The sequence below is a fragment of the Sagittula salina genome (assembly GCF_017813235.1).
In the GTDB taxonomy this organism is placed as follows: Bacteria; Pseudomonadota; Alphaproteobacteria; order Rhodobacterales; family Rhodobacteraceae; genus Sagittula; species Sagittula salina.
In genome coordinates, this window is the sequence record NZ_JAGISH010000001.1 from 707,451 (window position 1) to 727,453 (window position 20,003).

General features: G+C 65.4%; 20 protein-coding genes and 1 pseudogene. 6 read left to right on the plus strand and 15 right to left on the minus strand.

Going from position 1 to position 20,003, the window contains the following annotated elements; all coding sequences use genetic code 11:
• Positions 1–68: 68 nt before the first annotated feature.
• The 4 genes from J5474_RS03350 to ribA all read right to left on the minus strand — a co-directional run bounded on the left by J5474_RS03350 (position 69) and on the right by ribA (position 3,369).
• Complete coding sequence (locus J5474_RS03350; protein ID WP_209359290.1) at positions 69–578, minus strand: L,D-transpeptidase family protein; 510 nt, start codon at positions 576–578, stop codon at positions 69–71.
• Positions 578–1,579: an LLM class flavin-dependent oxidoreductase gene (locus J5474_RS03355; RefSeq protein WP_209359293.1), complete on the minus strand. Its 1,002-nt coding sequence runs from the start codon at positions 1,577–1,579 to the stop codon at positions 578–580. The genes J5474_RS03350 and J5474_RS03355 overlap by 1 nt, the downstream gene beginning before the upstream one ends.
• A 44-nt stretch (positions 1,580–1,623) precedes the next feature.
• The gene (locus J5474_RS03360) at positions 1,624–2,229 is read right to left on the minus strand and encodes a hypothetical protein (protein ID WP_209359295.1); all 606 of its coding nucleotides are present in this window, start codon (positions 2,227–2,229) and stop codon (positions 1,624–1,626) included.
• Between the two features lie 63 nt (positions 2,230–2,292).
• Entirely contained in the window at positions 2,293–3,369 is a 1,077-nt protein-coding gene (gene ribA / locus J5474_RS03365) for a GTP cyclohydrolase II (RefSeq protein ID WP_209359297.1), read from the minus strand.
• Between the two features lie 160 nt (positions 3,370–3,529).
• Between ribA and J5474_RS03370 the strand changes: the two genes are divergently transcribed.
• Positions 3,530–4,216 carry a response regulator transcription factor gene (locus J5474_RS03370; RefSeq protein WP_209359299.1) on the plus strand — a complete coding sequence of 229 codons (687 nt, stop codon included), beginning with the start codon at positions 3,530–3,532 and terminating at the stop codon, positions 4,214–4,216.
• Between the two features lie 381 nt (positions 4,217–4,597).
• Here J5474_RS03370 and J5474_RS03375 read toward each other — a convergent pair whose 3' ends face one another.
• Positions 4,598–4,945: a YigZ family protein gene (locus J5474_RS03375; protein WP_209359301.1), complete on the minus strand. Its 348-nt coding sequence runs from the start codon at positions 4,943–4,945 to the stop codon at positions 4,598–4,600.
• Positions 4,946–5,432: 487 nt separating this feature from the next.
• Positions 5,433–7,568, minus strand: a complete 2,136-nt coding sequence (gene pnp / locus J5474_RS03380) for a polyribonucleotide nucleotidyltransferase (protein ID WP_209359505.1) — start codon at positions 7,566–7,568, stop codon at positions 5,433–5,435.
• A gap of 549 nt (positions 7,569–8,117) precedes the next feature.
• Here pnp and J5474_RS03385 point away from each other — a divergent pair.
• The 3 genes from J5474_RS03385 (at position 8,118) to J5474_RS03395 (ending at position 10,867) form a co-directional block, all read left to right on the plus strand.
• Positions 8,118–8,810, plus strand: coding sequence for a nitroreductase family protein (locus J5474_RS03385; protein ID WP_209359303.1), 693 nt, complete (start codon positions 8,118–8,120; stop codon positions 8,808–8,810).
• A gap of 88 nt (positions 8,811–8,898) precedes the next feature.
• Complete coding sequence (locus J5474_RS03390) at positions 8,899–10,161, plus strand: cation:proton antiporter (protein WP_209359305.1); 1,263 nt, start codon at positions 8,899–8,901, stop codon at positions 10,159–10,161.
• A 94-nt stretch (positions 10,162–10,255) separates the two neighbouring features.
• Positions 10,256–10,867: a glutathione S-transferase family protein gene (locus J5474_RS03395; RefSeq protein ID WP_209359307.1), complete on the plus strand. Its 612-nt coding sequence runs from the start codon at positions 10,256–10,258 to the stop codon at positions 10,865–10,867.
• 112 nt (positions 10,868–10,979) lie between these two features.
• Here J5474_RS03395 and rpsO read toward each other — a convergent pair whose 3' ends face one another.
• The 3 genes from rpsO to J5474_RS03410 form a co-directional block, all read right to left on the minus strand.
• A complete protein-coding gene (rpsO, locus tag J5474_RS03400) occupies positions 10,980–11,249 on the minus strand; it encodes a 30S ribosomal protein S15 (RefSeq protein ID WP_209359309.1) in 270 nt (89 codons plus the stop codon).
• Positions 11,250–11,407: 158 nt separating this feature from the next.
• Complete coding sequence (locus J5474_RS03405; RefSeq protein ID WP_209359311.1) at positions 11,408–12,415, minus strand: hypothetical protein; 1,008 nt, start codon at positions 12,413–12,415, stop codon at positions 11,408–11,410.
• A 210-nt stretch (positions 12,416–12,625) separates the two neighbouring features.
• Positions 12,626–13,147, minus strand: a complete 522-nt coding sequence (locus J5474_RS03410) for a DUF1643 domain-containing protein (protein ID WP_209359313.1) — start codon at positions 13,145–13,147, stop codon at positions 12,626–12,628.
• Positions 13,148–13,289: 142 nt separating this feature from the next.
• On the opposite strand from J5474_RS03410, the gene J5474_RS03415 reads away from it, so the two are divergent.
• Entirely contained in the window at positions 13,290–14,258 is a 969-nt protein-coding gene (locus J5474_RS03415; protein WP_209359316.1) for a threonine ammonia-lyase, read from the plus strand.
• Positions 14,259–14,475: 217 nt separating this feature from the next.
• Here the strand turns inward: J5474_RS03415 and J5474_RS03420 are convergent, their stop codons facing one another.
• From J5474_RS03420 to trxA, 3 genes are read right to left on the minus strand one after another with little or no spacing between them, the layout of a single operon-like run.
• On the minus strand, positions 14,476–14,682 hold the full coding sequence (locus tag J5474_RS03420; protein WP_209359318.1) for a Trm112 family protein: 207 nt from the start codon (positions 14,680–14,682) through the stop codon (positions 14,476–14,478).
• Positions 14,679–15,338, minus strand: a complete 660-nt coding sequence (locus J5474_RS03425) for an LON peptidase substrate-binding domain-containing protein (protein WP_209359320.1) — start codon at positions 15,336–15,338, stop codon at positions 14,679–14,681. The genes J5474_RS03420 and J5474_RS03425 overlap by 4 nt, the downstream gene beginning before the upstream one ends.
• Positions 15,339–15,391: 53 nt before the next feature.
• On the minus strand, positions 15,392–16,300 hold the full coding sequence (trxA, locus tag J5474_RS03430; protein WP_209359322.1) for a thioredoxin: 909 nt from the start codon (positions 16,298–16,300) through the stop codon (positions 15,392–15,394).
• 352 nt (positions 16,301–16,652) lie between these two features.
• Here trxA and J5474_RS03435 point away from each other — a divergent pair.
• Positions 16,653–17,075: pseudogene (locus J5474_RS03435) on the plus strand (transposase); the annotation flags it as partial.
• Between the two features lie 35 nt (positions 17,076–17,110).
• On the opposite strand, the gene J5474_RS03440 reads toward J5474_RS03435, so the two are convergent.
• From J5474_RS03440 to J5474_RS03450, 3 genes are all read right to left on the minus strand, one after another.
• Positions 17,111–17,899, minus strand: coding sequence for an exodeoxyribonuclease III (locus tag J5474_RS03440; protein WP_209359324.1), 789 nt, complete (start codon positions 17,897–17,899; stop codon positions 17,111–17,113).
• Between the two features lie 48 nt (positions 17,900–17,947).
• On the minus strand, positions 17,948–18,988 hold the full coding sequence (locus tag J5474_RS03445) for a succinylglutamate desuccinylase/aspartoacylase family protein (protein WP_209359327.1): 1,041 nt from the start codon (positions 18,986–18,988) through the stop codon (positions 17,948–17,950).
• A gap of 306 nt (positions 18,989–19,294) precedes the next feature.
• The gene (locus J5474_RS03450) at positions 19,295–19,948 is read right to left on the minus strand and encodes a peroxiredoxin (RefSeq protein ID WP_209359329.1); all 654 of its coding nucleotides are present in this window, start codon (positions 19,946–19,948) and stop codon (positions 19,295–19,297) included.
• Positions 19,949–20,003 lie beyond the last annotated feature (55 nt).

The following is a 20,003-nucleotide window of genomic DNA, read 5'->3' on the forward strand; positions in this document are numbered from 1 at the left end:
TTGCACTACGCAGAAACAAGGGCGACCCTGCTCCTTACCTGGGACTTGCCCCGGGGAGCCCGCCAATCTCAGGCGAGCGCCCACGGCACGACAAGGCGGGTGTCGGACGTGATCGCACGCGCTATGCGGCGCAGGTGGTCGGGGCGGAAGGCGACGCAGCCCTCGGTCGGAAACCCGGGACGGCGCCAGCGGTGCAGGAAGATCGCCGAGCCGTGGCCAGGCGTCGCCTCCGGCCAGTTCCAGTCGGTCAACAGCACAAGGTCGTAAAGCGGATCGGCCCGCCGCAGGTCTTCGTGGCTGGCGCCGTAGGGCGCACGAACCAGCTGGTTGTACCGCCCGTCGCCCGCATCATCGGACCAGAGGTCGCCGGGCCGGATCGGCTGCGCCCAGGGGACCGGGCGGGCGATGCGGTCAGGACGGTAGAGCATCCCCATGATGGCGTGCACACCGGCAGGCGTGGCGGCGTCACCCTCGCGCTTGCGAGTCGTCACCCCGCCGCGCCCGATGCTGCAGGGCCAGAGCCGCCCCGCGAACCGCATCCCCTGGCGCGTCAGGACCATGTCGGCGGAGGACACCATCAGGCGGCCTCGGCCCGGTTGATGCGGGTCATGGCCTCCGCCCCGATTTCGAAGGCGCGCATCCGCGCGGCGTGGTCGTGAATGTTGCCAGTCAGGATCACCTCGTCCGGTCGATGGGTGTCGATCAACCCGCGCAGCTGCGCCTCGACCTGCGCAGGGTCGCCCACGGCGGTAACACGCAGTGCTTCGTTCAACGCGGGCATCGCCCCGGCGGGCACCACCGACGACAGGTCATCGACCGGCGCGGGGAGCTTCCCCGGTGCGCCCGTGCGCAGCCGGTAAAAGGCCTGCTGCATGGAGGTGCGCAGGCGGCGCGCATCGGCCTCCGTTTCTGCGGCAAAGAGGTTCACCGCCAGCATGGCGTGCGGCTTTTCCAACGTGGCCGAGGGGCGGAAGTAGCGGCGGTAGACTTCGAAGGCCTGTTCCAGCGCCCCGGGTGCGAAATGCGAGGCAAAGGCGTAGGGCAGCCCCAGTGCCGCCGCCACCTGCGCACCGTAAAGCGATGAGCCGAGGATCCAGAGCGGCACCTGAGTACCCTCGCCCGGATGGGCGCGCACGGCGCGGTCCTCGATATGCGGGCCAAGCAGCGCCCCCAGCTCCGCCACCTCGTTTGGAAAGTTTTCCGCCCGTTCGTGGTGTACGCCGAGTGCCTGCATCACCGCGTGATCGCCGCCGGGTGCACGCCCGAGACCGAGGTCGATCCGGCCGGGGTAAAGTGTGGCCAGCGTGCCGAAGGCCTCTGCCACCGCAAGAGGCGCATGGTTTGGCAGCATGATGCCCCCGGCGCCCACGCGCATGGTGCTGGTCAGCCCGGCCACATGACCGATCAGCACGGCGGTCGCCGCCGAGGCGATGCCGGGCATGTTGTGGTGCTCCGCCAGCCAGTAGCGGTGGTAGCCGAGCCGCTCGGCGTGTTGCGCCAACTCGCCCGTGTTACGCAGCGCGTCGGCTGTGGTCGCGCCCTCGGGCACGGGGGCGAGGTCGAGCAGGGAATAATGCATGGAGGTCTCCTTTGTCCGGAGAATGGGGCCGCGGCCCGTCGGGTTCAAGGCGGGATGCATGTTTCTGGCACGTATCCCGCCCGCAGCACCGCAACGGAAGGCGCGGGCGTGAGTACGGTGACCGTGAGCGGCAACGCGTCCGCCTCTGTGTAGCCTTCGAACGACCAGCGCCAGACTCGGCCTTTCCAGAGGAGAAAGGCCACATCCGCCACCGCCACCATGGTGCCCTCCGGGAGGTCCGACGCCTTCGCTTCGAACGTCACCTTCCTGCGGTGACTGATCCGCGCCCGGTGCAAGGCGCGGTCAATGGCGCGCGGAACCGGAACGCCTTCGGGCAGTGCGTGTACCTTGACCCAGAGCCCAGCGTAGGCGCGATAGCGGTCCCGCTGACATTCCCCACAGGGGCGGTGCCCCGCCGCGAGTGCCGTCGCCTCGTCGAGGAAGAACAATTCAGTGTAATGCCCCGGCTGCATCAGCGCGCGTTTGCGCCCCTTGAAGGAGGTCAGGCAACAGACCCAGTTCTGGTGCGCGTGGATGCGGACTACGGTCCCGGCTTCGTCGTGCAGAATGCCACGATTGCCCATCCGGGTGCCACGCGCCGCGTGGGCCGTGATGTGCCCAAAGGGATCGACGCGGTTCAACAAGGGCATGGCGGGCACCTCCAGCGCCAGCCTGCCCCGCGCCTGAAGCCAGAACAAGCGCCAGAATACGCTTTAGAACAGGTGACCCGATTTCTCCGCCTTCACGGCGAGGTAGCGGGCGTTATGGGCGGAATGGCCCACTTTCAGCGGCACGCGCTCCGTCACCTTGATGCCTGAGGCATCCATCATGGCGATCTTTGCCGGGTTGTTGGTCATCAGCCGCACCGCGCCAAAGCCGAGCTTTCCGAGGATCTGAGCACCGAGACGGAAGTCTCGCTCGTCGTCTTCGAACCCAAGCCGATGGTTCGCCTCGACCGTGTCGAACCCCTGATCCTGCAGCGCATAGGCGCGCATCTTGTTGGCCAGCCCGATGCCGCGTCCCTCCTGCTGGAGGTAGAGCAGCACGCCCTCCCCCTCCTGACCCATCTGCGCCAGCGCCGCGTTCAGCTGCGGACCGCAATCGCATTTCAGCGATCCCAACAGGTCGCCTGTAAAGCAGGCCGAATGCAGCCGCGCCAGCACGGGCTTTGCACGGTCGGGGCGCCCGATCTCGATGGCGTAATGCTCGTCCGAGCCGTCGGCGGGACGGAAGATGTGCAGGCGGGCGTTTTCCGCCGCGCGCAACGGCACGCGGGCGGAGACGACGTGATCCAGTGCCGGCAGGGCCGCCATGAGCGGGGCCGCGGCTTCCGCCACGATCTCGACCAGACCGTTTTCCCCCGCAAAGCCCGCGTTTACAGGGACCACCAGAGCGGCAGGCAGCAGCCGTGCCGCCTTGCAAAGCGCGATACCGAGCCGGTGCAGGTTCGCGTCGCCACCGCGCCGCGTTGCAAGAGGGCCCTTCAATGGCTGGGAAAGGTCCTCTGACGGGTCGGCAAGCCCGTGGACCCACGCCATGGAGGCGTCATTCGGCACGATCACCCGGGCGAGATCGCCGTCATAGGCGCGCGCCTTCAAGGTTTCGGCCCGCCGGTCCGTCAGCGCGAGATCGCAGGACCCGAGCGCCAGAACCTCTGTCAGGCGGGCGGCGGGCAGCGTCTCTGCCGCGGCCACCAGAACCGTACCGATGGCCCCCGACAGCACGACCGGAACACCCATCCGCAGATCCCCGCGCGCGCGCGCCAGCGTCTCGTTCAGATCCGGTCCCATGGCGTCGCCCCATCCCGTTTCCGTTGCAAACCCCGGACAATCCTGTAACAAAAGCCTCTTATGGACACGAGACCGTGAGACCTCTGGCACATTCCTTGTCAGCGCCCCTGCTTGCCGCCATCTGCCCGGAAAGGCAACCACACTTCACGGGAGCATCACGATGGCGCAACTGCGAAACATCCTGCTGGTCGACGACGACGAAGACCTGCGCGAGGCTCTGGCCGAGCAATTGATCATGACCGAGGATTTCGAGGTCTTCGAGGCGGACAGCGCCGCCACGGCCATGATGCGCGCCAAGGAACAGATCTACGACCTGATCATTCTCGACGTCGGGCTCCCCGATACCGACGGGCGCGAATTGTGCCGCCTGATGCGCAAGCAGGGGATCAAATCGCCGATCATCATGCTGACCGGGCACGATTCAGACGCTGACACGATCCTTGGGCTCGACGCGGGCGCCAACGATTACGTGACCAAACCCTTCAAGTTTCCCGTGCTTCTCGCCCGTATCCGGGCCCAGCTGCGCCAGCATGAACAATCCGAGGACGCGGTATTCACCGTTGGGCCCTACACCTTCAAGCCCGCGATGAAGATGCTGGAGACCGACGACAACAAGAAGATCCGCCTGACCGAGAAGGAGACGAACATCCTGAAGTTCCTCTACCGCTCGACCGATGGCGTGGTGCCGCGCGACACGCTGCTGCACGAGGTCTGGGGCTATAACGCGGGTGTCACGACCCACACACTGGAGACGCACATCTACCGCCTGCGTCAAAAGATCGAACCCGACCCGTCAAACGCAAGACTTCTGGTGACCGAGTCCGGCGGATACCGGCTGGTTTCATGAAATTCGTCACGTAAGCGACCTAGGTCGCCCTTCCATCCCGGAGCAGGCGGCATATATGCAGGTCCAAGGATGCGAATCCCTTTGCTCTGCCGCTGGCCGGGTAACGGGCCATCCCAAGGAATCCCGTCGCATATGCGGGTAATCATATGCACCTCCCTGTTGGACTGGGCCGGGCTTTTGCCCGGCCTTTTTTTGTCTGCGGCTTTGGTTATTTCGCGTGCTAACACGAGCGACCGGCGCGCCCTTCGGGCGCATGGGGGCTCTGCGCCCTTCGGGCGCATGGGGGGCTCTGCCCCCGCCGCGGCAAGGACGCGACTCCCCGGAGATATTAGGTCCAAGAAGCAGCCGCGCGCGGGCCGTTTCGTCTTCCGGCGGGAAGTCTCAGAGCGCTTCGAGGTACTGGCGAACTGCTTCCTGCACATGGCGGAAGCGGTCGCCGCCGAGATGCTTGCCACCGTACCAGCGGGTGACGACGACGATTTGGTTGGTGACGTTCTCGCGTTCGAGCATCCGCAGGATCACCATGCCGGCGCCGCTTTCGCCATCGTCGTTTTTCAGCGGTCCGGAGCCCAGCAGGCAGGCCCATGTGTTGTGCGTGGCCCTGGCGAACTTCTTTCGGCGCTTCAGTTCCTTGAGGAAAGCGGCGGCTTCGGCCTCCGACGCGCAAGCGCCTCCGGAAACCGCGTAGCGTGAGCCACGGTCGGAAATGATGTTTTCGAGCACCAGCATGGCAGGCCGGGTACACCACTGAACGGCCGGTGGCAAACACGGTCGGGCGCGTTCGGGACAGTTCGTGGTCGTCGGCGCAATCAGGGTAGGACAAAGCACTTTGACCCCGGCGGTCGGGCCCCGGCACCTGATCCGGGGCCCCAAGCGGTTCTGTGAGGCGGTTCCGTGAGTGGTTTTCTGGAGGCTGAACGGTTGTTCCGGTGTAGAAATTTCCGGTGATCCGAATTCCGGTCCGATGGGACCACGATGCGGGAAACAGGTTAATAATTTCTGAACCGCCGCCAGCCCCAGGGAGGCAAAGATTGCCCTGCCCTTCGGGGCAGGTTGCGCGATTTGCACTGGCCCAAGGCACGCATGGCGCGCGCCGACAGTCGAGACCGAAACCGGAGGCGGCAAATCCCCTGTCCCCGGCGACGAAAAACGGGCGGCCCCCGGGCCGCCCGCGCAACAATCCGCAGGGCGGGTTTCCCCGCCCCGTTTTGGGGCCTTACTCGGCCTGCTCTTCTTCTTTCGCCAGTTCCTGGCCGGTTTCCTGATCGACCATCTTCATGGCCAGACGCACCTTGCCGCGATCGTCAAAGCCCAGAAGCTTCACGTAGACTTCCTGACCTTCCTTCAGAACGTCGGAGGGGTGGTTCAGACGGCGGTTCTCGATCTGGGAGACGTGCACCAGCCCGTCCCGCTTGCCGAAGAAGTTCACGAAGGCGCCGAAATCGACGATCTTCACGACCTTGCCCTTGTAGATCTGGCCCTCTTCCGGCTCTGCCACGATCGAGTAGATCATATCGTAGGCCTTCTGGATGGCTTCGCCGTTCGGGGACGCGATCTTGATCACGCCATCGTCGTTGATGTCGACCTTGGCGCCCGACACTTCGACGATTTCGCGGATGACCTTGCCACCGGAGCCGATCACTTCACGGATCTTGTCGGTCGGGATGTTCATCGTCTCAATGCGCGGCGCGTGCTCGGAGAACGCGCCCGCCTCGGTGATCGCCTTCGACATCTCGTTCAGGATGTGCAGGCGGCCGTCCTTGGCCTGCGCCAGCGCGGTCTTCATGATCTCCGGCGTGATGCCCGCGACCTTGATGTCCATCTGCAGCGAAGTGATGCCGTTCTCGGTGCCTGCGACCTTGAAGTCCATGTCGCCGAGGTGATCCTCGTCGCCAAGGATGTCGGTCAGGATGCCGTAGGAGCCGTCATCCTCGAGCACGAGACCCATGGCGACGCCGGCCACCGGCGCCTTCAGCGGCACGCCCGCGTCCATCATCGACAGCGACCCGCCGCAAACGGAAGCCATCGAGGAGGACCCGTTCGATTCCGTAATCTCCGACACCACGCGAATGGTGTAGGGAAAATCGGTCGCTGCGGGCAGAACGGCCTGAAGCGCGCGCCATGCCAGCTTGCCATGGCCGATTTCACGACGACCCGGGGAGCCGACACGTCCCACTTCGCCAACCGAATACGGAGGGAAGTTGTAGTGCAGCAGGAAGTTGGACTTGTAGGTCCCCTGCAGCGCGTCGATCATCTGCTCGTCGTCGCCGGTGCCCAGCGTGGTCACGACCAGCGCCTGGGTTTCGCCGCGGGTGAACAGCGCCGAACCATGGGTCCGCGGCAGGATGCCGGTCTCGGACACGATGGACCGGACCTGATCGAGCGCGCGACCGTCGATGCGGCGCTTGTTCTTCACCACGTCGGAGCGCAGGACGTTCGATTCCAGCTTCTTCAGCGCGGAGCCGAGGTTGGCATCGGCCAGCTGCTCTTCGGAGAGCGATGCCTTGATCTCTTCCTTGGCGCGCGTGACGGCAGCCACACGCTCCTGCTTGTCGGAGATCGCGTAGGCGGCCTTCATCTTCTCTTCACCGGCTGCCTGAACGGCTGCGAACAGGTCGGAGTAATCCGGCGGGGTGAAGTCGAAGGGCTCCTTCGCGCATTCCTCCGCCAGGTCGATGATCATGTCGACGACCGGCTGGATCTGCTCGTGGGCGAACATCACGGCGCCCAGCATCTCGTCCTCGGTCAGCTCGTAGGCCTCCGACTCCACCATCATGACGGCATCCTTGGTGCCCGCGACAACCAGATCGAGGCGCTGCTCGGGGTTGTTGCGCAGCTGGTGCATGTCGTCGACCGTCGGGTTCAGCACATAGGAGCCGTCCTCGAAACCGACGCGGCAGCCCGCGATCGGACCCATGAAGGGCGCGCCCGAGATGGTCAGCGCCGCCGATGCGGCGATCATCGCCACGATGTCGGGGTCGTTCACGAGGTCATGGCTCAGCACGGTGCACATCACCAGCACTTCGTTCTTGAAGCCGGGGACGAACAGCGGGCGGATCGGGCGGTCGATCAGGCGGGCGGTCAGCGTTTCCTTTTCGGTCGGCCGCGCCTCGCGCTTGAAGAAGCCGCCCGGGATCTTGCCGGCGGCGTAGTATTTTTCCTGGTAGTGGACGGTCAGCGGAAAGAAGTCCTGGCCTTCCTTCTGCGACTTGGCAAAGGTCACGTTGGCCATGACGGAGGTTTCGCCCAGCGTGGCGATCACGGTGCCGTCGGCCTGGCGCGCAACCTTGCCGGTCTCCAGTGTCAGCGTCTCTTCGCCCCACTGGAGTGTCTTTTTCGCTTCTTTGAACATCATCGTATCCTGTCTGGAGGCACTCCCGAGCCCTCTCGGGTCCCCCGTTTGAATGGCGGCCCCATTGCCGCCGACCCCTCTTATCGTTTCATGCGCCGGGGTCTGTGCGTCACGTCTCAGATGGGGGCTGCCATACCTGAAATCCAGTGCCTTGGAAACCCGGTTTCGTTGCGCGTCCCAGTCGTCGGCCCCTGCGCCGTATCAGGCACGACTGGGCAATCTGGCGCCCTGGTCGACGAACAGCACGCGCCACTGGCCAAGGGAGGTCTTCGCCACCGAGGCAGTCCAGAAGCGCGGCGTGGTGCGCCTGTCACGACACGGGATGGCGGAGGACGTGGGTACGAAGCGCTTCGAGAAGGAGGAGCACCGCCGCTTTCATTGCAATGAGGGCAGCTGCTGGAATGCGGGCCGCAATATGCCGTGGTCTGGTCGAAAGCCCGGATCCCCCCTGATCCTCTGCACCAGTTTTTCGCAGATGAATCGCCCTCGCGCGCCGCTTGACAGGGCTGCCAGCGCCCCAGACGATGCTGAAAACGTCCGGAGCCAGAAGTGATCACCAAGACCGCCCTCGCCTACGAACCGCTCCCCCTGCCCGCGCGCGCGGCACTGACCGACGGGCAGATGCGCCACGCCGCCGACCTGTTCCTTGCCACCATGCAGACGCGTCATACTGTGCGCGACTTCGCCCCCCGCCCGGTCCCGCGCGACGTGATCGAGGCCTGTATCCGCACCGCCGGCACCGCGCCTTCGGGGGCCAATCACCAGCCCTGGCATTTCGTCGCCGTCGCCAATCCGGAGGTCAAACGACAGATCCGCGCGGCAGCCGAGGAGGAAGAGGCACGCTTTTACGAGGGTGCGGCCCCGGACGAATGGCTCAAGGCGCTGGAGCCCATAGGCACCGGCCCTTCGAAACCGCATCTGGAGGTCGCGCCCTGGCTCGTCGTCGTCTTTGCCCAGCGCTATGGCCAGTTCGACGACGGCACCCGGTACAAGAACTACTATGTCCCCGAAAGCACCGGCATCGCCATGGGCTTTCTGATCGCGGCACTGCATCAGGCCGGGCTGTCGTGCCTGCCCCACACGCCCAACCCGATGAAATTCCTCACCGAAACGCTGGGGCGACCGGACAGCGAAAAGCCCCTCATGATCCTCGCCTGCGGCCATCCGGCACCGGACGCCACCATACCGCGCGCAGCCACACTGAAAAAACCGATTTCCGAGATCCTGACACTGATGGATTGACCTTCGCGCGGTGGCAGGGCCAGTTTTCCCGCCCCTTCCCGTGCATTCGCGCTAGATCACGCCAAAACCCAGCATTGCGGACAGTGACATGACCCTTCTCCAGATCGCCTCATTCCTGATCGTGCTCGCGGCGGTCTTCGGCGTCATCAACTACTTCGTGCTGAAACTCCCCTCTGCCATCGGGATCCTCGTGGTAGCACTGCTGGCCTCCATGGGGCTGCTGGCTATCGACACGCTTTATGCAGGCTTCACGCTGGCCGACGACCTGCGCGCCCTTGTCCGCGACATCGATTTCTCCGACGCGTTGCTCGAAGGGATGCTGGGCCTGCTGCTCTTCGCCGGGGCGTTGCACGTGAAGCTCTCCGACCTGCGCGCCGTCTGGCCGACCGTCCTGCTGATGGCCACCATCGGGGTCGGCCTCTCCACCGCCGTCATCGGCTTCGGGTTTCACTGGCTGACTGGGGCACCGATCATGGTGGCGCTGGTCTTCGGCGCGCTGATTTCGCCCACCGATCCCGTTGCCGTCATGGGTGTCCTGAAGGAGGCCAACCTGCGCAAGTCGCTGGAAACGCAGGTCGCGGGTGAAAGCCTGTTCAATGACGGTGTGGGCTATGTGGTTTACCTCGTTCTTGTCGGCCTCGCCTTCCCCGCCATGTCCCACGGCTCCGGGCACGGCGACGAAAGCGCGCTCACGGGGGCGGCCACGCTCTTTGCGCAGGAGGCGATCGGCGGCGCGGCGCTCGGCCTTCTGCTCGGATGGCTGACCTTCCGCGTCATGCGCCACATCGACGACTACTCGCTCGAGGTGCTGATGACCCTCGCGCTGGCCTTTGGCGGCTACGAGCTGGCCATCTGGCTGCACGTCTCCGCCCCCATCGCCGCCGTCTGCGCCGGATTGCTGATTGGCGACATCGGGGCAAAGCACGGCATGTCCGACCTCACCCGCGAATACGTGGAGAAATTCTGGGTGCTCGTAGACGAAATCCTCAACGCCGTGCTCTTCATGCTGATCGGGGTGGAAATCTTCGCCGTGCAGCTGGACCTTGGCATGGTGACAACCGGCGCGGTCTGCATCGTCATCGCACTGATCGGCCGCCTCGCCGCCGTGGCGGTGCCTGTCGCAATTCTCAGACCCTTCGCCGACTTCGCACCGGGGGTGCTGCCGATCATGACATGGGGGGGGCTGAAGGGCGGCATCTCTGTTGCGCTCGCGCTGGCGCTGCCCGAAAGCGAATGGAAGCCGCTGATCCTCACCGTCACCTACGTGATCGTGGTCTTCTCGATAATCGTGCAGGGGCTGACCGTCGGCAAGCTGGCCAACAGGGTCGGCCGCGAGCCCGACCTCGTGTGATGCCTGGGCGGGGGTGTCCGGAAACGGCGTGCTGCCGGAAACTGACAGCGCCCCGCCCTATATCGGCATCATGCACAGCGCAAAGGATGATCCCATGCTGACCCTTTACCATTCGCCCATGTCGCGCAGTTCCCGCATTGTCACCCTGATCGAGGAACTGGGCGCCGCCGACACCGTCAGGATCGTCGAGGTCGGCATAGCCCGGCAGGACGGCACCGGTTATCGCGACCCGGCCAATCCGCACCCGGAGGGCAAGGTGCCCGCGCTCGAACACGATGGCGCGCTGATCCTCGAGAGCATCGCCATCGCGCAGCACTTGTGCGAGCTGTTCCCCGATGCGGGTCTGCTGCCCGCCGCTGCCACGCCGCAGCGCGGCAAATGCCTCGAATGGCTGGCGTGGTATGCGGGCGTGATCGAACCGGTGGTGGTGGCGAAGTTCCTGAATATCGACGATCCCCGCTTTGCGAGCAACTTTCGTGACTGGGACACTGCGATGACCCGTCTGACCGGCGCACTTGACGGGCGCGACTGGCTGGTGGGCGATCACTACACCGTGGCCGACCTGATTGTGCATTCCCTGTTCAACTGGATGCCCGACATGCTGCCCGATCACCACGGCACGAAAGCCTGGCACGAGCGCATCGCCGCCCGCCCCGCAGCGCAGAACACCATGGCGCGCGACCGCGCCGCAATGGAGGTCGAATAACCCAGCCCCCCGAAGCAGAACCGCAAAAGGAAAACGCCCGCCACGGTCTTACCGGGGCGGGCGTTGCCTACACTGTCCCCCGAACGCGAACCGTCGCGTCCGGATGGTACGCTTAGCGGCGGATGCCGAGGCGCTGGATAAGGGTCTGGTAACGGCCCACGTCGTTCGCCTTAAGGTAGTCCAGCAGTTTGCGGCGCTGTGCGACGAGCTTCAGAAGACCACGACGGGAATGGTTGTCCTTCTTGTGGGTCTTGAAGTGCTCGGTCAGGGTGGTGATCCGCGAGGTGAGGATCGCAACCTGGACTTCCGGCGAACCGGTGTCGCCGTCCTTGGTTGCGAATTCCTTCATCAGGCGGGTCTTTTCTTCGGCGGTAATCGACATCGGGGGCTCCTTTGGTCAAAGGGTTATGGCTCGAGCCGGGATGTCGTCCAGCAAGGCCCGTGGAGAAGCGGGTTGCCCCGCGCGGATGGGTGCGCTTACGCGATTCCCACCGATTTGCAAAGCGGAAAACCCGCCCACGCGCTACCAGTCCGGCCGCCTCAGCGTAAGGCCAGTGCAGCCGCCACGCTTTCGCCGACCAATACCAGCGCATCAAGCGCAGGTGCATCCTGCGTGGGCAGCACGGTCAGCACCAGCCCGTCCAGCACGATCTCCGACATTGCCGGATCGGTGGCAGAGATGCGTATCTCCAGCTCCGGCTCCGCCGCGCCGCCGGAATCGTCGTAGACAATCAGCAGCTGATCCTCCGCCCTGTCGAAATCCGCCACTCCGGACGGCCCGGCAACGACCAGTGCGTTCTCCCTCCCCTGCACCGCCATGTCGGCGCCCGCCACGGCATGCGCCACGCCGCTCATACCGGCGGTAATGGTGTCGTGGCTATCTCCGACGTTGGCAAAATCCTTGCCGTCCGTGTCCTCTCCATCCGCGGCGCGTTCAACGGTGGACAGCACGTTCCCGTCCCGGCCGTCGAACGAACCGTCCGGCCCGGCACCGCCTGCCATCGTATTCGCAACGTCACTAACTTGTGGCGGGTCTTCGCCCGGCCCGCCCCGCAGATCCGTGATGCGCGTATCCGCCAGCACATCCGGCGCGTCCACGCCGAACGCAGCCGGCCCGGCCTCGTCCAGGACGGTCGCCGGACCATCCGGCGACGCGCCTGCGGACGCACCCGCCGTCAGGTCTGCCGATCCGCCAAGCAGGTTGATCAGGCCCAGCCGAGCGAAAAGCGACCCCGGTTCCCCCGACACGGCGGAGGCCGCGCCCTGGCCCGAAACCTGACCCGAATCCCAGTCCGAATCCCAGTCCGAATGCCAGTCCGAATCCAGGCCCGTATCGCCGTCCGTTTCTTCCCCGGCCTCAGCCTTCGGTGGTTCTGCCGGATTCAGGTCGATCAGGACCGCGCCCGCCCCATCGCCGCCCGCGCCAGCGCGCAAAGCGGTCGAAGGCACCACGCCATCCTCCACATCCTCTGCCTCGGCGCTGCCGGTGCTGGCGATCACCACCGATCCCAGCGCCATCATGCCCAGCAATCCCGCGAGAAAGAACATCCTGGCCCGATCCTGCCTAGCCCCGGGCACCCCGCAAGGCGGAGCGCCCCAGTGCACCCGTCGTCCCCCCTGCCTCATTGCAGGACGGAGCCGCAGCCGACCCGCGGCAAACCACCGGGTCCGGACGCGAAGGATCAGACCAGATCGCCCGAGTCCCTTCAACGAGTTTCCCGCAGAGCGGTTAAGGAAGCTTTTCCCTCAACCGGATTGTCATCCAAGGCCCGGATACCGCTCCGCCTCGGGCCAGGGCTGCGGGTCGACGCAATAAGACACATAGAGCGGGTGGCGTGGGTGCCCTGCCTTTGTCAGACCGAGGTGGCGCACGTCGCCGCGCAAGGCGCGCGCCGCTGCGATGCCTTGCCCGCGCAGTGCGCCATGCACGCCCCAAGCCGCCAGAACCATACCGGAATCTACACTCCAGTCGGCGAGAAACGCCGCGTTTTCCGCACCTTCCGGCTCTGCCACGCGGCGTAATTCCTCCGGCCGTGTCGCCCGCCAAGCAAAGAGGTTGGCGATCCGCATCCCGCCGAAGCCCAACGCCGCCGCCCGCCTCTGGCAGCGTTCGATGGTGGGATCGTTGGCCAGTTCCGTCGCGGTGGATGGGTTCAGCATGACAAAGAGCACCTCGTCGCCCTCGCCCCAGACCCGCCGAAGCCCATAGCGATAATGTTCGCAAGGCGAATACCACGCCCGGCTCCATACGCCGCCTTGCTCTGCCGTCCGGATCATCATCGCGGCAGACTGCCGCTGTACCGCGCGATCTGCAACCCCGCCTGAAATCTTGCCCTCCAGCGCGGTTGTCAGTCCGCATAAGGCACGGTTGACACTGCACGGACAGGCCGCCACCGTCCGCCCCGGACGAAAGGACACCCCCATGAACATCGAGATGATCGACGCCGCCGCCGCCCGGCTGAACGGTATCGCCCGGCGCACGCCGCTGCTGTATGCGCCAGCGCTGGATGCCATCGCCGGGCGCCGCGTTCTGGTGAAACCCGAATGCCTGCAGCAAACAGGCAGCTTCAAGTTCCGCGGCGCCTATAGCGCGCTCTCCGCGATGGACGCCGAGACCCGCGCGCGGGGCATTCTCGCTTACTCCTCCGGGAACCACGCGCAGGGCGTGGCGCGCGCGGCGCAGATCTTCGACTGTCCCGCGGTGATCCTGATGCCCGCCGACGCGCCACGGGCCAAGATCGAGGGCACGCGCTCCTATGGAGCGGAGGTGATCACCTACGACCGCGCCTCCGAGAGCCGCGAGGCCATCGGCGCCCGCCTCGCCAAGGAACGCGGGCTGACGCTGGTCAGGCCCTACGACGAACCGCAAGTGATCGCCGGACAGGGGACCACGGGGCTGGAAATCGCGGAACAGGCGGCGAAGATGGACATCACCCGCGCGGAGGTGCTGGTCTGCTGTGGAGGCGGCGGGCTGACTGCGGGAATCGCGCTGGCCTGTGCCGCGCGCGCGCCGGGCCTGCGCGTCCGCCCGGTGGAACCCGAGGGCTACGACGACACTGCCCGCTCCCTGCAAAGCGGGACGCGTGAGGGGAACGCGACCGAGGCGGGCGGGCTGTGCGATGCGATCCTGACACCGCAACCGGGCGAGATCACCTTTCCGATCAATGCCCGCCTCTGCGGTCCCGGCATCGTCGTTAGCGAGGAAGAGGCCCTGCGTGCCATGGCCATGGCTTTCCGCCATCTCAAGGTCGTGGCCGAACCCGGCGGCGCTGTCGCCCTGGCAGCCGCCCTGTTCCACGGCCAGGAGATCGAAAACGAGGTGGCAGTCTGCACCGTTTCGGGGGGCAATGTGGACGTCGCCACCTTTGCGCGGGCGCTGGAGTACGCCTGACCCGCTTCCGCGGCTGAGTGGCCTCGGTAGCCTGTTCGCTTCACGACGGGGAAGCGCACCTTTGGCACGCCGGAGGGGCTCTGCCCAGTCTACCCTGTGGGAAGACTCCCCGGAGTAGATTTGCGAAAGAGAAACACAGGCCGGGCGCTTGGGGTGCCTTTCGCCTTGAGGACGCGTGGGCCGAAGGAGAAACCGGCGCCGTTTACGGCGCGGGCGCTCAGGGATCGAGGCGGCGCGCCTCATCCACCAGCATGACCGGAATGCCATCGCGGATAGGGTAGGCCAGGCCCGCCGCTTCGCTGACAAGCTCCTGACGCTCCGCATCGTATTCCAGCGTGTGCTGCGCCACCGGGCAGATCAGCGCCTCCAGCATCCTGCGATCGAACTTGCTGTCATCGTTCCCCGTAGCCCGTTCCGTGGTCATTGCATCAGGTCCTCTTCGCCGCCTCTCAGGCCGTATTCGATGAGCGTCACCAGCGTCTCGCGCCGGGTCGCGAGGCTCGGCGCCTCGAGCAGCGCCTGCCTGTCTTCGGGTCCGAAGTCCAGCAGCATCGACAGCGAGTTCACCAGCAATTCGTCTTCCGCCTCGCGCAACGTCTCCCAGTCGGCCTGCAGCTGCCGAGCGGCGAAGTAGCGGTCGAGCAGCGCCAGGAAACGTTCCCGATCGAAGGTGTCGTCGCGCTCCGTTCCGCCGAGGTCGCGGGAGAAGCCGTCCCAGCTGACCCGGCAGCGGCGATAGGGCTGGAAGCCCTCCAACTCTTCGACCACGCGAAAGCGTGACATGCCCGCCAGCGTGATCATGTAACGACCGTCCTCCGTTTCTGAGAACTGCGTTATGCGCCCCGCGCAGCCGATCCGGTGCAGCGCGCCCGAACCCGCTTCCGCCCCCGGCCCCGTCGCGGGCACAGGCATGGGCTGCACCATGCCGATCAACCGGGTATCGGTCTTCAGACAGTCGTCCAGCATCTGCAGGTAGCGCGGTTCGAAGATATGCAGCGGAAGCCGGGCCCGCGGCAGGAGCAGCGCCCCAGGCAGAGGAAACACCGGGATCGCATCCGGAAGGTCGCTGAAACGTGTCATGAGGCGCAAGCTAGACCGCCCCCGCCGTCCGGCAACGCCCCCGGGCCGGGAACTCACACAAAGATCATGCTCGACAGCTTGCGGCGGCCGTTCAGCACCACCGGATCGTTGGGCTTCAGGGCTTCGAAGATGGTGAAAAGCTGTGCCTTGGCCGCGCCGTCGTTCCACTCGCGGTCGCGGCGGAAAAGTTCGAGAAGCTGCGCCACCGCGCCCTCCGCATCGCCCTTCGCGTGCAGCGCCTTCGCGAGGTCGAAGCGCGCCTGGTGGTTGTCAGGCTCCGCCTCCACCGAGGCCGTCAGCTCCGCCACGGGGCCAGCGTCGGCCGCCTGCTTTGCCAGTTCCAGCTGGGCATGCGCGCCCTCTACCTCCTGCGAGGTCGAGACTTCGGCAGGCACGCCGTTCAGCGTGGCCTCTGCCTGTTCCAGATCGCCAAGCGCGATCTGGCAGCGCACCATGCCAGCCCAGGCGCGGGCGTTCTTGTCGTCCTCGCCCAGCACCGCCGAATAGATCTCTGCCGCGTCCACCGCGGCGCCGCTCTCCAGCATCTCGTCTGCCGCCAGCAGCGCGTCGTCCAGCCCGCCGGAGGCATCGCCGCCCGCCGCCTGCACCACGCGCTCCACAAAGGCCTTGAGTTCGGATTCCGGCAGCGCGCCCTGAAAACCGTCCACCGGCTGCCCCTTGTAGAAGGCATAGACCGTGGGAATGGACTGGATGCGCAACTGGCTGGCGATCGATTGTGCTTCGTCGACGTTGACCTTGACCATCTTCACCGCGCCCTTGGCGGCGGTGACGACCTTCTCCAGCGCGGGTCCCAACTGCTTGCACGGGCCGCACCACGGCGCCCAGAAATCGACGATCACCGGGGTTTCCATCGAACCTTCGACGACTTCCGCCATGAACTCCGCCTCGGTGATGTCCTTGACCACGTCGGCCGTGCCCTTTGGCTGCAGATTGAGTTCCATCTCGTCCCCTCCGGGTTGTCATGCATGTTGCAACCTAGATGGATCACCCCCCGCTGACTTGCAAGGCCCGAGCCAGTTGGCTGAAGACGCGCGACCGCCCTAAGCGCCATACAGGCGAGCGCCGGGCCACATTCCCGGTCAACGAGCCAAGGCTGCGGCGCGGGCACCAGGCTCAGGCCCCATTGATCTCAGCCGTGTGGCACGATTCATCGCGCGAAAACAGAGCGGTGAACATGTCAGATCTTTTCTGGTTGAGCGATGCACAGATGGCGCGTCTGGAGCCCTCGAAGTTCCATGGCAAGCCACGCGTCCACTGCTCGGCAGGGCAGTGCGCAGCACTGTCCCGAGAGGGACCAAACTGCATGCCATCTGCGACAGCCAGGGACGCCCTCTCAACCTGTTCGTTACGGCAGGACAGGGCAGCGACTACATCGGTGCGCGGGCGCTTTGCGACAGCCTGCCGGGTGTCGACTGGCTGCTGGGGAGCGCGGCTATGACGCCGACTGGTTCCGAAAAATATTGAACGACAAGGGGATACGCGCCTGCATCCCGGGCCGGAAGCAGCGGAAGACGCCGGTGAAGTATGACAAGCGTCGCTAAAACGGCGCAACCGCCCCTTTCGTGACATGGCTTCGCAATGCACTGCCGGGCAGTGATCGAGATCATGTTCGGCAGTCTCTGGGACTGGCGGCGGGTGGCCACGCGATACGACCGGTGCCCGACGGTCTTCCTCTCGGCTATCGCTCTCGCCGCCACGGTCATCTCCCGGCTATGAGTCCTGACCCTAAGGCTCCGCGTGGCAGGCCCCCTTCAGACGTCGAAGCTCGCAAAGACAGGCGCGTGGTCCGAGGGCTGTTCCCAGCCCCGAACTGCCTTCAGGATACGCGAGGAATGCGCTGCATTGGCGATGTCCGGCGTGGCCCAGATGTGGTCCAACCGACGCCCCTTGTCGGCGGCGGCCCAGTCCTTTGCGCGGTAGGACCACCAGGAATAAAGCAGCCCCTCGGGCACGTCCTTGCGGGTGATATCCACCCAATCGCCCGCATCTTGTACCTGCGCGAGGTGCTCCACTTCCACGGGCGTGTGGCTGACGATCTTCAGAAGCTTCTTGTGGTCCCAGACATCGTCCTCGCGCGGGGCGATGTTCAGGTCCCCGACCAGAATGGCCTTTTCCGGCTTCGAGGCGTGAAACCAGTCGCGCATCTCAGTCAGGTAATCCAGTTTCTGCCCGAACTTCACGTTCTTCTCGCGGTCGGGTTCGTCGCCGCCTGCGGGGACGTAAAAGTTATGCACCGTCACCCCGTTCGGCAGCCGCGCCGCGACGTGACGGGCGTGACCGAGTTGCGCGAAATCCTGATCGCCCGCGTCTTCCAGCGGCAGTTTCGACAGGATCGCCACGCCATTGTAGCCCTTCTGCCCGCGCCCCACCATGTAGCGGTAGCCCGCCTCGGCAAAGACCTCGAGCGGTATCTTCTCGACCGGCGACTTGCACTCCTGGAGGCAGAGCACGTCGGGCGCTTCCTCCGCCAGAAGCCGCGCCACCAGCGCCTTGCGCAGCCGCACCGAATTGATGTTCCACGTCGCGAGCGTGAACGCCATTGTCGCTCCTTCCGGGGGCGGACCCCCTCGTCTTTTCAGGTCAGTATCTCAGATGATTTCGTCTTCGTCCGGCAGCTGTTCCGCCTCGAGGTGGGTGTCAAAGCCGCCCTCTGCAACCGCCGTCGCATGTGTCTTCAGCGCCGGTTCCGCGATGTGGAATAGCGCGTCGCCCTCGTTGACCACCGGCAGGTTGGTGCGGCCGATAACGATGCCGGCGGTTTCTGCCCGCACCTCGACCTCCTGCTCGCCGAACGGGTCGGAGATCACGCCCAGAACCGCGCCCTTGTCGACGTATTCGCCAGAACCCTTCAGCGTCCTCAGCAGCCCGCCGGACGGCGCCCGCGACCAGGCGGAATGCTCGCAGAAGACCGACAGTCCGCGCGCCCGTGGCACGCCCCGGCCGGAAACCATGCCCAACGTCTCCATCACCCGCAGGATGCCCGTCACCCCGGCGCGTGCGGCGAATTCATCGAAACGCAATCCTTCGCCGGCTTCATACAGCAGAACGTCCACCCCGGCCGCACCGGCCTCCAGCCGCAGGGACCCTTCGCGCACTTTCGACAGCAGCGTCACCGGCGCGCCGAAGGCATCGCCCAGGATGCGCAGCCGTTGCGATCCCGGGGTCAGCCGGATCTGGGGAAAATTGTCGCGCCCCACCGCCGCGGAATGCAGATCAATGCCGACATCGCAGCGGCGCACAACCTCTGTCATGAAGAGATCGGCGAGCCTTGCAGCCAGCGATCCCCGGCCATGCCCCGGGAACACACGGTTCATGTCACGCCGGTCCGGAAGGTAACGCGACTGGTTCAGGAAGCCGAAGGAATTCACGATCGGCACCGCGATCAGAGTACCCGATAGCCGGCTGACCGGCGCGGCGCGCAGCAGGCGGCGGACAATTTCCACTCCGATCACCTCGTCGCCGTGGATTGCAGCCGAAACGAACATCACCGGACCTGGCTTGCGCCCATGCACCACATGCGCCGACAGCGTGACCGGCGTGTGGTCCGACAGCACGGAGACCGGCATGTCGATAGTCCGGCGTTCGCCGGGCCGCACGGTTTCACTGCCAATTTGGAACGGCTCACGCATGTCTTGATCCCTTTCGCGCGCATAAGGGACAGTTTTGCCGGAAACTGCAAGCAGCGCCCCCAACTCCGGGACGCAAGGACCCAGTGCATCGGCTTTCTTACGAGGATCTGGAGGTTGCCATTAAAGGGTGGTCCTTCGGTTTTGTCGTGCCACCGGCGGCGGTCGGGCGGTGTCTTGTCCGCCAGTAGCTACCGCACCGCCCGAGCAGCCTGCCGGAGTGCATTGCAGACGCGCACCCGGAGGGAGGTTGCAGGCGAAAACGGGCGCCCCCGCAGGGACGCCCGCCAAACGGTCCAAAGGAGCCGATTACGCCGGGTTCTTGGCGTAACGCAGGTAGGGAAGCTTGATATCCAGATCGCCGTACTTCTCTTTGGCCGCATCGTTGTCGAGCGACAGAGCCACGATCACGTCCTGCCCGACTTCCCAGTTTGCAGGCACAGCCAGCGGCTGCTGCCAAGTGCGCTGCAGACCGTCGAGCGCGCGCAGCACCTCGGCAAAGTTGCGGCCGACCGACATCGGGTAGGTCATCATCAGCTGCACCTTCTTGTCCGGCGACACGATGAAGACTGATCGCACCGTGGCGCTGTCGGCGGGCGTGCGGCCGTCGGGCAGGTAGGCATCGGCGGGCAGCATGTCGAGCGCCTTGGCCACGGCCAGGTCCTCGTCCGCGATGATCGGGAAACCGGCCTTCGCGTTGGCGGTCTTCTCGATGTCGCCTTTCCAGTCCTTGTGCTCCGCCACGCCGTCGACGGAAATGCCCATGACCTTGGTGTTGCGCTTTTCCCACTCGTCGGCCAACTGCGCCACGGCGCCGAATTCGGTCGTGCAGACGGGGGTGAAATCCTTCGGGTGCGAGAAAAAGATCGCCCAGGCATCACCCTGCCAGTCGTGCAGGTCGAATGCGCCGAGGTCAGTGGTGACGTGGAGATTCGGGAACACGTCGTTGATACGCAGTGCCATGTCTCTTCCTTTCCTGTCCGATGTCATCGGAGTTGCTTTATGCCAGTTAGTTACA

What these genes read in the sequence shown, in the direction of transcription:
- J5474_RS03350 (WP_209359290.1), bottom strand. Translation starts at nt 578, where the DNA reads ATGGTGTCCTCCGCCGACATGGTCCTGACGCGCCAGGGGATGCGGTTC.
- J5474_RS03355 (WP_209359293.1), bottom strand. Translation starts at nt 1,579, where the DNA reads ATGCATTATTCCCTGCTCGACCTCGCCCCCGTGCCCGAGGGCGCGACC.
- J5474_RS03360 (WP_209359295.1), bottom strand. Translation starts at nt 2,229, where the DNA reads ATGCCCTTGTTGAACCGCGTCGATCCCTTTGGGCACATCACGGCCCAC.
- ribA (WP_209359297.1), bottom strand. Translation starts at nt 3,369, where the DNA reads ATGGGACCGGATCTGAACGAGACGCTGGCGCGCGCGCGCGGGGATCTG.
- J5474_RS03370 (WP_209359299.1), top strand. Translation starts at nt 3,530, where the DNA reads ATGGCGCAACTGCGAAACATCCTGCTGGTCGACGACGACGAAGACCTG.
- J5474_RS03375 (WP_209359301.1), bottom strand. Translation starts at nt 4,945, where the DNA reads ATGCTGGTGCTCGAAAACATCATTTCCGACCGTGGCTCACGCTACGCG.
- pnp (WP_209359505.1), bottom strand. Translation starts at nt 7,568, where the DNA reads ATGTTCAAAGAAGCGAAAAAGACACTCCAGTGGGGCGAAGAGACGCTG.
- J5474_RS03390 (WP_209359305.1), top strand. Translation starts at nt 8,899, where the DNA reads ATGACCCTTCTCCAGATCGCCTCATTCCTGATCGTGCTCGCGGCGGTC.
- J5474_RS03395 (WP_209359307.1), top strand. Translation starts at nt 10,256, where the DNA reads ATGCTGACCCTTTACCATTCGCCCATGTCGCGCAGTTCCCGCATTGTC.
- rpsO (WP_209359309.1), bottom strand. Translation starts at nt 11,249, where the DNA reads ATGTCGATTACCGCCGAAGAAAAGACCCGCCTGATGAAGGAATTCGCA.
- J5474_RS03405 (WP_209359311.1), bottom strand. Translation starts at nt 12,415, where the DNA reads ATGTTCTTTCTCGCGGGATTGCTGGGCATGATGGCGCTGGGATCGGTG.
- J5474_RS03410 (WP_209359313.1), bottom strand. Translation starts at nt 13,147, where the DNA reads ATGATGATCCGGACGGCAGAGCAAGGCGGCGTATGGAGCCGGGCGTGG.
- J5474_RS03415 (WP_209359316.1), top strand. Translation starts at nt 13,290, where the DNA reads ATGAACATCGAGATGATCGACGCCGCCGCCGCCCGGCTGAACGGTATC.
- J5474_RS03420 (WP_209359318.1), bottom strand. Translation starts at nt 14,682, where the DNA reads ATGACCACGGAACGGGCTACGGGGAACGATGACAGCAAGTTCGATCGC.
- J5474_RS03425 (WP_209359320.1), bottom strand. Translation starts at nt 15,338, where the DNA reads ATGACACGTTTCAGCGACCTTCCGGATGCGATCCCGGTGTTTCCTCTG.
- trxA (WP_209359322.1), bottom strand. Translation starts at nt 16,300, where the DNA reads ATGGAACTCAATCTGCAGCCAAAGGGCACGGCCGACGTGGTCAAGGAC.
- J5474_RS03440 (WP_209359324.1), bottom strand. Translation starts at nt 17,899, where the DNA reads ATGGCGTTCACGCTCGCGACGTGGAACATCAATTCGGTGCGGCTGCGC.
- J5474_RS03445 (WP_209359327.1), bottom strand. Translation starts at nt 18,988, where the DNA reads ATGCGTGAGCCGTTCCAAATTGGCAGTGAAACCGTGCGGCCCGGCGAA.
- J5474_RS03450 (WP_209359329.1), bottom strand. Translation starts at nt 19,948, where the DNA reads ATGGCACTGCGTATCAACGACGTGTTCCCGAATCTCCACGTCACCACT.